This window comes from uncultured Chloroflexus sp., from assembly GCF_937951745.1.
In the GTDB taxonomy this organism is placed as follows: domain Bacteria; phylum Chloroflexota; class Chloroflexia; order Chloroflexales; family Chloroflexaceae; genus Chloroflexus.
Genome location: NZ_CALFBQ010000071.1, coordinates 1 through 16,288 on the forward strand (window position 1 = coordinate 1; position 16,288 = coordinate 16,288).

Consider the following 16,288-nt stretch of genomic DNA (forward strand, 5'->3'; position numbering starts at 1 on the left):
TTAGCGGGATGGTGCAGCGAGTGGCCGATATGTGGGCCGATGCCAACCTGCCGACCCATTATGGCATGTGCGGCGGCATGGCGTTCGCCGCTGCCGACTATTTTCGCGCGGGTACGCCATTGCCGCGCGGTAAGGATTGGAACGATCTGCCACTCGATGACTCGCCTCGCTCGCGCGCGTTGCGTGACTATCTCTGGCAGCGGCAGGTCGAGAGTTTTGTCACCAATGCGCCGCAACTGTTGGCGTGGATGGTAATGCTGCATATGCCATTGCCGTTCGCCGGTCCGGGCTGGCTGCTCGAACGCACCAAAGCCCAATGGCGCACGCTGAAGGCCAAGATCGACGCCGGCGAGCCATGGCCGATTTGTTTAATCGGCAGTTCCCGCTCGCCGTTTGATAATCATCAAGTACTGGCGATTGGCTACGACGAAACTAGCCCCGATACCAGCGTGATCAGCCTCTACGATATGAATAGCCCCGGTCGCGCGCAGACTATCACCCTCGATATGCGCGGGTGCGAATTGATCGCGTTCGAGACCAGTCCGAGCCCGGCTCGTGGCCAATTGCGCGGCTTCTTCGTCGAGCAGTATACGCCGCAACCGCCGCCAATCTTGCCGGCAGCATAGAGAGAATGCAACGGCCCGGCAAGGGTTTGCCTTGTGCGCACATTACGTCTTGACGGCTGCTCGCTGCGTTCCGCGCAAGATACGGTATACTAAAGGCCGGAATTGCATAAGGGAGCAGAACTATGCGCTACGCGCTCGAACGCTTCATTACCGAAATTACAGACGCGATTGCCGCCACCGGCAAAGTGCCGGTCGAGCTTATCGAGATTACAACCCCTAAACCGAATATTCCCGCCGACCGCACCTTTGTCGCGTTTAAGGCAGCCAAGACGCTCGGCGTTGATCCGGCAAAGCTGGCCGCTGAACTCGCTGCCGCTATCGCGCCGCCCGCCAGCTCACTGATCGGTGAGGTGACGGCCACCGGCGCCTTTCTCAACTTCTCGCTGCACCCGCAACGGCTGGCGGCGGCTGTCTTGACCGAGATCGAGACCGCCGGTGAAGCGTATGGCACTGTGGCCGATGGCGCCGGGCGCACGGTGGTGATCGACTATTCCTCGCCCAACATCGCCAAGCGCATGCACGTCGGCCACATCCGCTCGACGATCATCGGACAGGCGCTCGTGCATATCTTCCGCGCGCTTGGCTATCGCGTGATCGGCGACAACCATCTCGGCGATTGGGGGACGCAGTTTGGCATTATTTTGGCCGCAATGCAACGCTATGGCCGTCCGCAAAACGAGGGTGAAGCGGCGATGGCCGAACTTGAGGCGCTCTATGCCCGCTACAACGCCGAGATGAAAGACAATCCCGCCCTCGAAGACGAGGCCCGACGCTGGTCGCTGGCGCTCGAACAGGGTGATCCAACCGCCCGCGAGCTCTGGCAGTGGTGCGTTGATCTCTCGCTGCGGGCGGCGCAGCGTAACTACGACCGGCTCGGCATCCGCTTCGATTACGCCTATGGCGAAAGCTTCTACGAGGCGATGCTGCCCGGTGTAATCGAAGAGGCGCTTCGTTCCGAAGCAGCCTTCCGCGATGTTGATGGCGCGGTGGTGGCCGAACTCGATAAGCTGCCCAAGTTTATCATCCAGCGCAACGATGGCGGCACCGTCTATATGACCCGCGACATCGCCACGATTAAATTCCGCCTCCAAGCGTTTAACCCGTCACACATCATTTACGTGGTCGATGCCCGCCAAGAACTACACTTCCGCCAGCTCTTCGCGATAGTGCGGGCGATGGGCTATGCCCGCGATGTCGAATTGGTGCATGTACCTTTCGGCGTGATTACCACACCCGATGGCCAGCCCCTCTCGACCAAGAAGGGCAATATGGTCTACCTCGAAACCCTGCTCGACGACGCGGTAGCGCGAGCGCGCGCCTTGGTCGATGCCAAGAGCGCCGATCTGCCGCCTGCAGAGCGGGCCGCTATCGCCGAGGCAGTGGGCATTGGCGCGGTGATCTACAACGATCTGTATCAAGACCCGCGCCGCAACATCACCCTCGATTGGGATCGCATGCTCTCGATCGAGGGCAATAGCGCAGCGTACCTGCAATACTCGCACGCGCGCTGCCGTTCGATCCTACGCCGCGCTGCCGAGGAAGGGGCAACGCTGGCTGCTGCCGATCCTGCCTTGCTCACCCACCCCAGCGAGCAACGTCTGATCCGCCATCTGGCCCGCCTGCACGAAGCGGTACGCGAGGCCGGCGCGCGCTACGCGCCGTTCGTCATCGCCGACTGGTGCTACACCACTGCCCGCGAATTCGGTATCTTCTTCGAGCAGTGCCCTGTCTTGCGCGCCGAAACGCCAGCCCTGCGCGCCGCCCGGCTGCAATTGGTCGCAGCGACGGCTAATGCTCTGCGTAATGGCTTGGCCCTACTGGGCATCCGCGCGCCCGACCGAATGTAACAAGGGAGATGGGCATGCTCGCTTTCACTACCATCCGCGCCGTGTTGTTCGATATGGATGGCGTGCTCTACCGGGGGCAAACCCCGCTGCCCGGTGTAGCCGATCTGTGGCAGTTTTTGACCGAACGCCAGATCGCTTTCGCCTGCATCACCAACAACGCCTCGATGACGCCGCAGCAGTACGAGGCCAAGCTAGCGGCGATGGGCATCGCGCTGCCGGCTGAGCGCGTGATCACGTCGGCACAGGCCACGGCCCGCTATCTGCGCGAGCAGTACCCACCCGGCACGCGAGTGTTTGTGATTGGTATGCAAGGCTTGCGCGAGGCGCTCTTCGCTGACGCTCACTTCGTCGAGGATGATCACGCGCCGGAGTTGGTCGTGCAGGGGGCCGATTTTACGCTCACCTACGAGCAGCTCAAGCGGGCAACGCTGCACATCCGGCGCGGCGCTCGCTTCATTTCCACCAACCCCGACCGCACCTTTCCCAGCGAAGAGGGACTGATCCCCGGCGCCGGTGCGATCGCCGCCGCTCTCAGCGCCGCCACCGATGTTACGCCGCTGGTCATCGGCAAACCGGCTCCCACGATGTTTCTGATCGGTGCGGCTATGCTCGGCGTAACCCCAGCCCAAACCCTCGTCGTCGGTGATCGGCTCGACACCGACATTGCTGGCGCAATCGCCGCCGGTATGCCATCGGTATTGGTCTTGACCGGCGTCAGCACAGCGGCGGAAGCGACTTCCGGCCCGATCCATCCTGATCTCATCGTCACCGATCTGCCCGATCTCTTGGCCCGCTGGCGAGCGGCGGCGAGCCATGGGTCATAGAAACGGATAGCCACGACGCTGGCGAGCCGGACGGCTGGTCGGCTCCAACAACGGACGCAGGGGAATTGGTATCATCCTCTGCGTCCTCTGCGGTAAACTATTCCCTCTTCACGGCGGGAGAGTGGCCTAGATACATAGACCAAGCATTCATGCTCGGCACCTGCACACACCCGCACCGCTCTGCGCTATCATACATGGGTTAGCTCCATGCCACCATTCCACCCAGAGGGCTACGCATGCATAAGCCGACGCCAAAAGGCTGGGCGTCGAACCTGACCCTACCGGGCCAGACGCAAGCACAAGAGCACAGCTATGATTCAACCTGCTATTGTCAGTTATAACCGCGCACAGGTGATCGAAATCATCCGCACCCAATCACCCGAAGCGATTCGCGCTCGCTTGCGCGCCGGCGACTTCGATCAGGTACTTGACCCCGACGGCCATGCCCTGCTCGATGAGTTACTGACGGCATGGATTCAACGTGCGGTTGGCCCGCTGACACTCCGCGATGCGATGCTGATCGATCCCTACCGCGGCCGGCAGGTATACGGCATTCTTTGTGCAATGACTGTTCGCCAGCGGGTTGAAGTGCCGGCGGATATGGCAATCTATCTCCCCGCCGCACCAACCGATCTGGCCCAACTGCCACCGCCCTTAGCCGGCCTGCCGGAATTAGCAGCCTTGGCCGCCCAAGCCGCCCAAACCGGCCTCACCCTCGCGTGGCAGGCTCAACGCTACGACTTTGCCCCGCCCTCTAACTTGCTTGAACTAACTCCACCGCCGCCAGCGCCTTATCGCAACGATCTCGTCTTTGAACAACCCACCGGCTTGCGCCGCTGGATCGCCATCGTGTTAGCGGTATCCGGGGTGATTGTGTTGATCGTACCACTGCTCTTCGGCCACATTCCCGAACACCCGGCAAGCTGGCCACTAGCCTTGCTCACACTGGCCTTGATGATCGGCATCAAGGCCGGCCCGCTCGGCTACCTCGGCGCATTCTGCATCTGGTTGGTCGCCAATTTACCATCATTGCGCCAAGGCACGCCGCCGATCAGCCTCTGGCCGGATATCCCGCTCGTTGCGCTAGGATTGCTGCTCTTGTGGCGTGATCGCCGGGTGCGCGCGATGTGGCAGTTCATCCGCCGCCAATTCAAGCGCCGGCACGACGTAAGCGATGCAGACTAACTTCAGGTGGGCAGCCAAAGCGTAGTGGTAGCCCGCCTACCCCGCGCGTAACGAACAAATGCATCGCACCGACGCGGAAGTGGCCCATATCGTAGCGCCAGCCGTGCCGCGGCAGGCAAAGCGGGCCGAGAACCGGTATGCGCACGTGTCCGCCGTGGGTATGCCCGGAAAGTTGCAGGTGGAAACCGACTGCCGCTGCTTCATCAGCAATATCGGGGCAGTGCGCCAGCAAGAGGCGAAAGTCGTGATCTGGCGCGCCACCCAATGCCAACCCCAAATCAGGCTGCCCATCCCAGTGATCATCAACCCCCGCCAGCAACAGCCGCGCGCCATTGCGCTCGATCAACCGGTGGCGATTAATTAGCAGCTGCACTCCATGCTCGCGCAAAAGCTCGGCAATGTGCGGCATCCCTTCCCAGTAATCGTGATTGCCGGGCACGGCATACACGCCAAGCGGTGCGCGCAGCCGACCCAATACCTCCGGCAATCGCGTAATGGCCGCCCGCGTCTGCACCAGATCACCGGTCAACACGATCAGCTCCGGCTGCGCCGCCAGCAGATGCTCGATCGCGCGCTGAGCATTAGCAAAGCTGTAGCGATGGCCGAGGTGCAGATCACTCAACTGGCCGATGGTCAACCCATCAAGACCGGCGGGTAAATCGGCAAATGGCAATTCATGCTCGACCAACTGCAACCGCCGCGGCTCAATCGCCAGTGCATAACCGGCCCCCGCCGCTCCTGCCCCGACCAGCGCCGCCGCCACCACCGGCCCGCCGTAAACACTGGCCACACCGGCCAGCACCCCGCCCGCTAGCCCGACCCCGATCCAGCGCGGCGAATAGCGCAACCGCGGTTGCGGTTTTGGTTTCGTTGTCGGTTGTGATGATGAAATAATCGATGCCATATCCACACCTGTCATGTGGTGACAGAATATCATCCCTCTGTAGAGCCGCACCGCCGTGCGGCGTCATCACGAGCCAGCACCTATCACCCCGCCCGGACGACCACCGCCACAAATAGCGCGCAGGATAGGTCTGTCTCATCATGCAGCCCATCCTGCGCCATTACGCCCCCTCGCCATTGACAATATACCACGAAGATGAATAATACCTGAATATGAGGGGTAACACGTGACATTGTGACTGGATCGTCATCGCTGGCCGTACCTTCCCCCTCTCCCAGTTCACTTCAAGCGCGGACAGCAAACCTGAGCGAAGATACGGTTTATGGCTTTGGGATGTGCTGGCTCAACCTCACCCCTGTCCCCTCGCCCGCCAGCGCGGGAAAGGGGCGCTGCTGCGTTCGGCTCAGCTATGCCTCTCCCGCGTTGCAGCAGCTCCCCCTCGCCCGCCGTCGGGGGGGAGAGGGGGCCGGGGGTAAGGGCCATCAGCCCGCGTAGCAGGTTCGTAGGGTTCTCTCAGATCAAAGGTTCTGTCTGCTCTTGAACCTCATTCACGGGAAAAGGGGCTGGGGGTGAAGGTGCAACCCTACCATTCATTGGTAGCTACATTCGCCGAGAATTCGCTCGTTTTGGATTATACTACCGCGTATGGATCTCTCTCACACTGCTGTGCGTGATCACGCCGCTTTTCTCGAGCGGCTCCGCTTAGTGCCCGATCAGCCGGGTGTCTACCTTTGGAAAGACGCCACCGGTCGCTTGCTCTACGTTGGCAAGAGTAAGCGGCTGCGTGACCGCATGCGCTCGTATTTCGGCTCGCCGCGCAGCCTTACCGGCAAAACGCGCCGGCTGGTCAGCCATATCGCCGATTTTGAAATTATCGTCACCCAGAGCGAGTTAGAGGCGCTGCTGCTTGAGATGAATTTGATTAAACAGCATCGCCCGCCGTATAACATTTTGCTTAAAGACGATAAAACGTATCCGTATATCAAAGTCACCGTCAACGAAGAGTGGCCGCGCGTCTTCGCCACCCGGCAGGTGCTCAACGACGGCGCGCGCTATTTTGGCCCCTACGCCAGCGCCGGCTCGGTCTACCATGCCCTTGATATTCTCAATCGCCTGTTCGCCTTCCGCCCGCCCTACGAATGCAAAGACGACAAGTTCAACCGCCACCGCAAGCTCGGCAAACCCTGTCTCTACCACCAGATGCGCCGTTGTTTGGGGCCGTGTGTACCGGGGTTAGTGACGAAAGAAACCTACCGGCAGGCGATCGACTCCGTCTGCCGCTTCCTTGAGGGCAAGAGTGACCAAATCGTGCGCGAGTTGCGCGCGCAGATGGAAGAGGCCGCCGAGCGGCTTGAGTTCGAGCGCGCCGCCTATCTGCGCGATCGGATTCAAGCTATCGCCAAGATTTCCGAGCGCCAGCAGGTGTTGCGCACGGTTGATACCGACCAAGATGTGATCGCGTTTGCGCGCGAAGACGGTAGCGCCGTAGTGCAGGTGCTCTTTATTCGCGGCGGCAAGCTGATTAACGCCGAACCATTTACCTTGCAGGGGGCCGAAGACGAGAGCGACGAGGCGTTGCTCACGTCGTTCCTTACTCAGTTTTACCAGAACGCTCCCAGCATTCCGCCGAGCCTGTTGCTAGCCGATCATGTCGAAGAGCCGCTGATTATCGCGTCGTGGCTGCAACAGAAGAGCGGGCACCGAGTCGAGATTACCGTGCCCCGCCGTGGCGAGAAGAAGCAATTGGTTGAGATGGCTGCTGCCAATGCCCGCCAGAAATTGCGCGAGATTCGCGAGCAGTGGCTCAATTCCGAGCAGCGAGCAGTCGCGGCATTGAGTGAGTTGCGTGATCTGCTGGAGTTGCCTGCCCTGCCGCGCCGGATCGAGTGCTACGATGTCTCGAATACCCAAGGCCAGCAGTCGGTGGCCAGCATGGTCGTCTTCGAGCACGGCGAGCCGCGCCCGGCCCATTACCGCCGCTTCAAGATCAAGACGGTCAGCGGCGCGAATGATGTCGCCTCGTTGCGCGAGGTGATCAGTCGCCGTTTCCGCCGTGCCGCCGAGGCTCTCGGCGAAGCGCAGCAGGCCGCTGCCGCCGTCGAGATCGAAGGCGACAGCGAGCCATCAGCTACCGAGACAAGTGACGCCGATCGGCAGGCGCTCGAACGCTGGGCCGATCTGCCCGATCTGCTGCTGGTTGATGGCGGGCCAGCGCAGGTGGCGGCGGCGCAGGCCGCCTTGCACGAATTGGGTTTTGCCCAGATTCCAGTAGTTGGTGTGGCCAAAGGCCCCGATCGCAACCGGTTTGATCTGGTGCGCGCTGGCAGCGAGCCGCTCGTGTTGGCCCGCGATAGCAAAGCACTGGCGCTGGTGCAGCGTATCGACGAAGAGGCCCACCGCTTCGCTATCGCCTACCACCGCAAACTGCGCAATAAGGCCGCTCTGCGCTCACCGCTCGAAGAGATTCCGGGCATTGGCCCTAAACGCAAACGCGCCTTGCTCAAGGCGTTTGGTTCCCTTGACGGTATCCGCCGGGCAAGCGTTGACGAGATCGCCGCTGTGCCCGGCATGACCCGCAAAGCCGCTGAAGAGTTGAAGAGTTTGCTCTAGCCGCCGGAGGCAGCGATGTCGATCATTCATTCGCACGTGCAAACCAACAGCCCCGATTTTCAAGCCAATTTCGCCCACCACCAAGCATTGGCTGCCGACCTGCGTGAACGGTTGGCTCAAATCCGGCAGGGTGGCGGCTCCGAACAGCGCCGCCGCCACGAAGAGCGTGGCAAGCTTTTTGTCCGTGACCGGATCGACACCTTGATCGACCCCGATAGCGCCTTTCTCGAAATTGGCGCGCTGGCGGCCTACAACGTCTACGAGGAAGAGGTGCCCGCCGCCGGAATTGTCTGCGGCATTGGCCGCGTCGCCGGTCGCCCGGTGATGATTGTCGCCAACGATGCCACCGTCAAGGGCGGCACCTACTTCCCGCTCACGGTCAAGAAGCACCTGCGCGCCCAAGAGATTGCCCGCGAAAATCGCTTGCCCTGCATCTATCTCGTTGATAGCGGCGGCGCCTATCTGCCCTTGCAGAGCGAGGTCTTCCCCGATCGCGACCACTTTGGCCGCATCTTCTACAATCAGGCCCAGATGTCTGCCGAGGGCATTCCCCAGATCGCCTGCGTGATGGGCAGTTGCACCGCCGGCGGGGCCTATGTACCGGCCATGAGCGATGAAGTGGTGATTGTGAAGGGCAACGGCACCATCTTCCTCGGCGGGCCGCCGCTGGTCAAGGCCGCTACCGGCGAAGAGGTCACCGCCGAAGAACTGGGCGGGGCCGATGTCCATACCCGGATCTCCGGCGTCGCCGACTATTTCGCCAACGACGACCGCGAGGCGCTCGCGATTGTGCGCGATATTGTCGCCAATCTGGGGCCGCGCCAGCGCGCCCAATGGGAGCTGCGCGATCCTGAACCACCGCGCTACGATCCGTGCGAAATCTACGGCATTTTGCCGCGCGATTTCCGCCAGAGTTACGACGTGCGCGAGGTGATTGCCCGCATCGTTGATGGTAGCCGTTTCCACGAATTCAAAGCTCGCTACGGCACCACGCTCGTCTGTGGGTTTGCCCACATCGAAGGCTTTCCAGTTGGTATTCTCGCCAACAACGGCATCCTGTTCAGCGAAAGCTCGCTCAAGGGCGCGCACTTCATCGAGCTGTGCAGCGCGCGCAATATTCCGCTCGTCTTTTTGCAAAACATCACCGGCTTTATGGTCGGCAAGCAGTACGAAAACGGCGGCATCGCCAAAGACGGGGCCAAACTGGTGACGGCGGTGAGCTGCACCAATGTGCCGAAGTTTACCGTCATCATCGGCGGCAGCTTCGGGGCCGGCAACTACGGCATGTGCGGGAGAGCCTACCAGCCACGCCAGCTCTGGATGTGGCCCAATGCCCGCATTAGCGTTATGGGAGGAACGCAGGCCGCGAACGTGCTCCTCACGGTGCGCCGCGATAATCTGCGCGCTCGCGGCCAAGACATGACTCCCGAAGAGCAAGAGCGGTTTATGGCGCCAATTCTAGCCAAATACGAACAGGAGGGCCATCCGTACTACGCTAGCGCCCGTCTGTGGGACGATGGCGTGATCGATCCGGTCGAGACGCGCCGGGTCTTGGCGCTCGGTCTAGCTGCCGCCGCCGAAGCGCCGGTGCAACCGACCCGCTTCGGCGTCTTTCGCATGTAGGCGCGCGATGACCTTCCTCCGCGCCATCACCATCGTTCTGCTGATCTGGCTGTTCTTCGATTCTAAGCCGGTGATCAGCCTGACCGTGTATGTTTTAATCGGTGTGCAGGTGATCGCGTGGCTCTGGCCGCGAATCGCGGGTCAGCAGATCGAATGGCGGCGGCAAGCGCCTCTTGTAGTATCACCCAACGAGCCGGGCGAAATCACGATCACGATCACGTACCGGGGTCGCTTGCCACTGCCATACCTTGTCATTACCGAAGACATCCCGCCCGCCCTCAGCACCGACGCGCGCAAGCGGTGGGTGATCAGTCTCAAACCCGGCCAACAACAGGTGTTGCGCTATACCATCCAAAGCCGCCAGCGTGGTCTCTACTGGCTTGGGCCATTGCGGATATCGATTGGCGCTGTGCTCGATCTGAACGAAGTCCAGTTGGTCGAACAGCAGCAGACCCCGGTGACCATCATTCCCTCGGTGGTACCACTGCCGCTGCTCGCGCTGCCGGCTGGGTTGCCCTTCAGCCACGAACGGCAGCGCCTAAGTCTGTTTGACGATCCGGCGCAAAAGATGGGGGTGCGCCCCTACCGTCCCGGCGATTCGCCGCGCCGGATGGATTGGAAGACCAGCGCCCGGCTCGGCGAGTTGCAGGTGCGCGAATTGGCGCCGGTCATCGCCCGCGAAACACTGATCGCGCTTGAGTTTAGCGAAACCGCTTACCGGGGTCGCTTCGCCCGTGATGATCGCGAGCGAGCGGTGATCGCCGCCGCGTCGCTGGCAACCGCGCTGATGAACCGCCGCCAAGCGGTTGGTCTGTGCAGCAACGGCTACGATCCGCTGACCGATGATCGCATCGCTCCGTTACCACCGGCGGCTGAACTCGAACATCTCCGCGAGATCTTAGCCCGGCTCGGACGGATTGAGCCTGAGCGCAGCAGCCCGTTCCTTACCGATCTCATTGCCGCTGACCGGTACTTGAGCTGGGGTGGTACACTGATGATTATCACCGCCGCGCTGGATGAACGCTGGCTGGTTGATCTCACAACGCTCAGCCAAAGTGGTTTGCGCATCGCCGTAGCCTTGGCCGAACCGGGGCCAACCGATATCTTACTGGCGCGCCGCTATGGCCTGACTGCCTATCGAATTGATCGCACCGGCGCTATCGTACCGGAGGCGTAAAAGCGCCGCCACCCGTCGTTTATACCGGTGCAGCATTATTGCAGGAGGTTCCGTATGCTCCGCATCGCTGAAGAGGTTGCAACTGCTCTGGAAGAGGCCCACGCCGTCGTCGCCCTTGAAAGCACCCTGATCAGCCATGGATTGCCCTACCCCCATAATCTGGCCGTAGCCGAAGGGCTTGAGGCCGAAGTGCGTGCAGCGGGGGCTGTGCCGGCGACTATCGGCCTGATCGAAGGCGTGCCAGTGATCGGGTTGAACGGCAACGAATTGGAACGGCTAGCCACCGGCGGCGAGCAGGTGCGCAAGCTGAGCCGGCGCGACATCAGCGCCGCGATTGTTGATCGAGTTGATGGCGCCACCACCGTGGCAGCGACAATGGCGCTAGCTGCCGCTGCTGGTATCGAAGTCTTCGCCACCGGTGGGATCGGCGGCGTTCATCGCGGCGCCATCCACAGTTGGGATGTGAGCGCCGATCTGACCGAACTGGGCCGCACGCCGGTGCTGGTGGTCTGCGCTGGCGCCAAGGCGATCCTTGACCTGCCGGCTACCCTCGAATACCTTGAAACGCAAGGCGTACCGGTAGTTGGCTATCAGACCAACGAATTCCCTGCGTTCTATACCCCGCATAGCGGCTTACCGGTCGCCGCCGTTGCGGCTGACGCGCTAGCAGCGGCACGGATGTGGCGCATGCAACGCCGCTACCGCACCTTTGCCGCGCCGGGAGGTATGCTGCTCTGTGTGCCGCCCCCCGAACGTAGCGCCCTCGAACGCGAAGCGGTCGAAGCTGCCATTGCACGCGCACTGGCGCGCGCTGAAGCGGAAGGGGTGCGCGGGCCAGCGGTCACCCCCTTCCTCTTAGCCGCAATGGCCGAAGAGACCAGCGGCGAAAGTATCGAAACTAACATTGCCTTGCTGCGAAACAATACCCGTGTCGCTGCTGAAGTCGCCGTTCGGATCAGTGAATTAGGATAAACGAGCATGTGAACAAATGGTGTGCAAAGTACTTGACAAATTGCGTTATTACTCGTATACTAACACTCGCTGTTACCAGATAGAGCAGCAAGTGTCGCCATATCCTTGGCGGTTCTATCCTCACACGTTACCCCGTTTTGTTACGTGCTGGGCGCCTCTGATGGCATCTCCGCTTGCGCGGAGATAAATGGTATTTTGTCCTATCATAGCTGCATAGTTCAGGCAGGAGTGCCCGCCAATGCTCAAGCGACGACCATCAAGCTGGGAACACGAAGATGCGCCGCTCTCTACGCACGAGCGCGCTGACCGTTTCGGGCACGAAGAAGATTTGCTCTCACCCGATCTGAGCGAGGTTGAGCGGATCGAGCCATCCCTCGATGCCGTACAGCACTATCTGCAAGAGATCGGTCGTGTCTCATTGCTCACCGCTGCCGAAGAGATCGAATTGGCCGAGCGGATCGAGCGCGGGAATGAAGCGGAAGCGCGTCTCGCTTCCGCAACCGATCTCACACCACGTGAGCGGTGTGAACTACTCAAAGCCGTGCAACAAGGCGAAGATGCGCGCCGCCACCTGATTCAGGCCAACCTGCGGCTCGTGGTCAGTATCGCTAAGAAGTATGTTGGCCGCGGCCTCTCGCTGCTCGACCTGATCCAAGAGGGTAATATCGGCTTGATGCGGGCCGTTGAGAAATTCGATCACCATAAAGGCAATCGCTTCAGCACCTACGCCACATGGTGGATCCGGCAGGCCGTCACGCGCGCTATCGCCGAGCAAGGCCGCACCATCCGACTGCCCGTGCATATGAGTGAGTCGGTTGGGCAAGTTAAGCGTATTGCTGACCGCTTGGCCCAATCGCTCGAGCGCCAGCCGACCGCCGAAGAGATTGCTATGGCCCTCGGCCAGCCGGTCGAGCGCATTCAGCGCGTGCTTGAAGCATCACGCCGGCCCGTCTCGCTCGAAACGCCGGTTGGCGATGAGGGTGAGCATACGCTTGGCGATTTCATCACCGACGAGGAGCTGCCAACTCCCGGTGAAGTGGCCGCGCAGAAGTTGTTGCGCCGCGATCTGTGCGCTGCGCTCGACCAGCTCAATGAACGCGAGCGCCGGATCATCGATCTGCGCTACGGCCTTATTGATGGTCGCCGCCGCACGCTCGAAGAGGTCGGGCGCGTGCTCGGCATGACCCGCGAGCGCGCGCGCCAAATCGAGGCTGAAGCTCTCCGTCGCCTACGCAGCCCCGAAGTCGGTCAGCATCTGCGGGATTATCTTGAATAAGGTTGTGACCGGCGGGGGATAGGTTGCCAACCTATCCCTCGCCGCTGTCCCTCACCGCATCCACTCGAGCGCCAGTCCAACCCATGGATCAGCCTCTAACCGGAAGCGTGTCCAGTCACTGGTTGGCTGCACGTCAGGCTGCACCCCGTGCCCTTCTAAATCAGAACCGTCATTGAGCCGGAAACCTTCCTGCGCTACCCACAACCGCGCCCCGCCAGTAATTTCGTAGGCGTAGATCGTCTCGGTGTTGCCGGCTGATGGCATTCCAATGACAATCGCGCCCGCTTCGCGCTGCAAGATTGCTGCCAGTAGCTCGGCATACGATGCTGTGCCGCGATCGATCAAGACGGCAACTGGCAGGCCGCGCAGATCGGGATCACGCGCTGCCACCACCAACGGGATTTCCCCTTTCCGGCTGATAAATGCGCCTACCTCGCCGGTGACAAAATGGCCGAGCAACCCGCTCAAGACATCGCGCCAGCCCCCCGGATTGCTGCGCAGATCAAGGATGACGCCGCGCAACGGGCGTTCAGCGCCGAGTTGTTGCAACGCTGCTGCCACCTGATCATGCATGTCGCGCACCCACAACGTGCTAACGGCTACATAAGCGATATCATTGCTCAACCGCAACACCAACGGCTCGATCCGGCCTTCGACCCGTTCGCGCACTAACTCCAACTCGCGCGAACCACCCTCTGGTTGGGCGACAAGCAGGCGAACACGACTCCCCAATGGCCCTTCAATCGAACCGAGCGTGAAGGTCTGCCCATCAATCGCTACGATCCGGTCACGCGGGCGCAAACCGGCCTGCGCCGCCGGACTCGCTGGAAAGACATGTTGGATCAGCAAGCCATCACTGAGCCGCAGCGTCGTGACCCCAATCCCAACCTGCTCTTCCCTCCCACTCGTCAGCCGATCTTCGGCCACCACCGCCTGCGGCGGCACAAAGCGCGAATGATCGTCGCGTAACAGTGCTACCATCGCGCTGATCACGTTGAAGAAGGCAGAGTCATCTTCGGCTGCCAACGCTCGCGGGCTATATTCAGCTCGCACTGCGGCCCAATCAACCCCGTTAAAGGTAGGGTCGAGGTAGTGCTCATTAATTGTCGTCCAAACCTCGGTAAAAATCTGTTGGCGAAGGGTGGCATCAAGCGGCGGGAGTGGTGTTGGTGTGGCAACGCTGGCCGCCGTAACAGCCGGCACTGGCAGTGCGGTCGCTGTTGGTTCTGGTTGAACCGTGGTTTGCCGCCCACAGGCGATCAGGCTGCCAGCTACCACCCAGAGGATTGCCCAACGGAGAACTGTGACGACGACGGTTCGTATGCAGCGCATACAATCTGAAGCCTCCCCCCTGCGGGGAGAGGCACGGGGTGAGGTATGCCAACGGTGAGTGATGCTACGAACTCGGTCTCGCACCCTACGAACCTTGCCAGTCTGTACCATGCCCATCACCGGCGCGCCATCATTCCACTGCAAAGGCCGCCGCCAACACCTCGCCAGCCAAGCGGGCAGCTGCGCCGCTCCCCTCGCCACCCTGCTCAATGATCACTGCCACCGCGTAACGCGGGGCATCGATCGGACCGATCGCGATAAACCAAGCATGCGGCGGCGCGCCGGGGACATGCTCGGCAGTCCCCGACTTGCCACCCACTGGTTGCGGCACAAACTGCGAAATAACGCTGCCAAAACCGTACTGGGCAACCGCCGCCATATAGTCGCGCATCCGGCGGGCATTCCCGCTCGACATCACCCGGCGGATCCCATTCGGCGACGCTCGCCAGATTTCACTGCCATCAGGGCGGGTGATCCGCTGCACCAAATACGGTTGCATCATCACGCCATCGTTAGCGATCGCTGCCGCCACCAACGCCATCTGCAACGGTGTCACTAATAACTGCCCTTGCCCGTAGCCGGTATCGGCTAATGCCCGCGGCTGATCGAGAAAGTCAGGCCGCACCGCCAGCAGACTCGGCTCAGACGGCACATCACGCAACGGGCGAAATCCTGTGGGCACCCGGTCGGGTGTGAAGATATTAAAGCGTTGCGCGACTTCAGCCAAACGCTCGGCACCAAGCCGCACGGCGTATTGGGCAAAGGCGGTATTGCACGAGAACGCGTATACCCGCTCTAAGGTGGCCGGTTCGCCAATCCGCGCGCCGAGGTTGTCAACCGCATTAACGATAGGCGGTGCGTCAGGTTGCGGGAAATATTCATTCGGACAGGTAATCTGGTTTGGTTGCCCTTGCAGCGGGTGTTCCAACACCGCTACTGCTGTCACCGTCTTGAAGGTCGAACCCGGTGGATAACGACCCTGCGTGGCCCGGTTGAGCAATGGCTGCCCAGAGTCATCACGGTTCAACTGAGACCAATAGTCGCTCACCCGGCGCCGCTCGGCGGCTAGATCGGGCGCTGCCGGATCAACCACAAGCTGGCTCGGATCGAAGCCGGGCCGGCTAACGAGGGCCAAGATTGCACCACTACGCGGATCGAGCACTACGACTGCGCCGCGTCGATCGCCAAGCAACGCTGCAACCCGTGCCTGCAATTCAGCATCGAGCGTTAGGGTCAACGAGTTACCCCGTTGCCCTTCCCCTGTCCATTCACTAAGTAGCATCTGCCATTCGTTACCGCGCTCACCTGACAGATAGGCATTGTACGTGGCTTCAAGACCGCTTTGCCCGTAGCGAGGGCTAAAAAACCCCAACACCTGCCCAAAGGCGGTCATGTCATATTGAGCAGCGAGCGGATAGGTACGGCGGGCAATGCCGTTGACCGAGACACTCTCGGCGAGCGTGCGTCCTCGCCGGTCGAGAATCGCGCCCCGCACCACGCGCTGCGTCGCTAAGACTGGGCGAACATTGCTGGTGGTGCTACCATCGGCACTCGTGACGATATAGTTGCTGATCACACCCGCCTGAACAAACTGTTGGCGGAGCAGTTGCAGGCTCAGCATTAGAAAACCAATCATAACTACTGCCCCCAACCGAGCAACCGTGCGCGCAAGATCACTGCCCGGCGGGGTGTCGCTGAACCGGCTGATCAACACTAACCCGGCCAATGGCCCGCCAATCCAGAGGAAGAGCAACCAACGGGATTCTTGCTCAACCGGTAGTGAGATGCCGTACCCTAATAACGCCAGCGCCAAGACGAGCGCCGGCGCATGCCAAAAACGGCGCGGTCTCATGCGTTTAGAACTCCTCGCCAATTCCTCCACTGCTAGCGCAGCGAGTGCCTATCGGCATGA

The 16,288-nt window shown here is 61.2% G+C and carries 11 protein-coding genes and 1 pseudogene; 9 read left to right on the forward strand and 3 right to left on the reverse strand.

The features are described 5' to 3' along the window. The 4 genes and pseudogenes from Q1A59_RS15490 to Q1A59_RS15505 form a co-directional block, all read left to right on the forward strand. Positions 1 to 626: pseudogene (locus Q1A59_RS15490) on the forward strand (hypothetical protein); the annotation flags it as partial. Between the two features lie 122 nt (positions 627 to 748). Then, positions 749 to 2,473 carry an arginine--tRNA ligase gene (gene argS, locus Q1A59_RS15495; protein WP_298400508.1) on the forward strand — a complete coding sequence of 575 codons (1,725 nt, stop codon included), beginning with the start codon at positions 749 to 751 and terminating at the stop codon, positions 2,471 to 2,473. A 14-nt stretch (positions 2,474 to 2,487) separates the two neighbouring features. Continuing rightward, a complete protein-coding gene (locus Q1A59_RS15500) occupies positions 2,488 to 3,297 on the forward strand; it encodes an HAD-IIA family hydrolase (protein ID WP_298400511.1) in 810 nt (269 codons plus the stop codon). A gap of 312 nt (positions 3,298 to 3,609) precedes the next feature. Continuing rightward, entirely contained in the window at positions 3,610 to 4,482 is an 873-nt protein-coding gene (locus Q1A59_RS15505; RefSeq protein ID WP_298400514.1) for a hypothetical protein, read from the forward strand. Here Q1A59_RS15505 and Q1A59_RS15510 read toward each other — a convergent pair. Further along, complete coding sequence (locus Q1A59_RS15510) at positions 4,448 to 5,386, reverse strand: metallophosphoesterase (RefSeq protein WP_298400516.1); 939 nt, start codon at positions 5,384 to 5,386, stop codon at positions 4,448 to 4,450. The two genes, Q1A59_RS15505 and Q1A59_RS15510, sit on opposite strands and share 35 nt — an antisense overlap. 645 nt (positions 5,387 to 6,031) lie before the next feature. Here Q1A59_RS15510 and uvrC point away from each other — a divergent pair. From uvrC to Q1A59_RS15535, 5 genes are all read left to right on the forward strand, one after another. Further along, a complete protein-coding gene (gene uvrC / locus Q1A59_RS15515) occupies positions 6,032 to 7,996 on the forward strand; it encodes an excinuclease ABC subunit UvrC (protein WP_298400518.1) in 1,965 nt (654 codons plus the stop codon). Between the two features lie 15 nt (positions 7,997 to 8,011). Beyond that, positions 8,012 to 9,619 (forward strand): carboxyl transferase domain-containing protein, encoded by a 1,608-nt coding sequence (locus tag Q1A59_RS15520; RefSeq protein WP_298400521.1) that lies wholly within the window; start codon positions 8,012 to 8,014, stop codon positions 9,617 to 9,619. 7 nt (positions 9,620 to 9,626) lie between these two features. After that, a complete protein-coding gene (locus Q1A59_RS15525) occupies positions 9,627 to 10,796 on the forward strand; it encodes a DUF58 domain-containing protein (protein WP_298400523.1) in 1,170 nt (389 codons plus the stop codon). Positions 10,797 to 10,850: 54 nt separating this feature from the next. Further along, the gene (locus tag Q1A59_RS15530; protein ID WP_299645213.1) at positions 10,851 to 11,768 is read left to right on the forward strand and encodes a pseudouridine-5'-phosphate glycosidase; all 918 of its coding nucleotides are present in this window, start codon (positions 10,851 to 10,853) and stop codon (positions 11,766 to 11,768) included. 238 nt (positions 11,769 to 12,006) lie between these two features. Then, complete coding sequence (locus Q1A59_RS15535; protein ID WP_298400531.1) at positions 12,007 to 13,044, forward strand: RNA polymerase sigma factor RpoD/SigA; 1,038 nt, start codon at positions 12,007 to 12,009, stop codon at positions 13,042 to 13,044. Positions 13,045 to 13,095: 51 nt separating this feature from the next. Here Q1A59_RS15535 and Q1A59_RS15540 read toward each other — a convergent pair whose 3' ends face one another. Both Q1A59_RS15540 and Q1A59_RS15545 read right to left on the reverse strand, forming a co-directional pair. Beyond that, positions 13,096 to 14,376, reverse strand: a complete 1,281-nt coding sequence (locus tag Q1A59_RS15540; RefSeq protein WP_298400535.1) for a S41 family peptidase — start codon at positions 14,374 to 14,376, stop codon at positions 13,096 to 13,098. Positions 14,377 to 14,506: 130 nt separating this feature from the next. Next, positions 14,507 to 16,228 carry a penicillin-binding protein 2 gene (locus tag Q1A59_RS15545; protein ID WP_298400538.1) on the reverse strand — a complete coding sequence of 574 codons (1,722 nt, stop codon included), beginning with the start codon at positions 16,226 to 16,228 and terminating at the stop codon, positions 14,507 to 14,509. Positions 16,229 to 16,288: the final 60 nt, after the last annotated feature.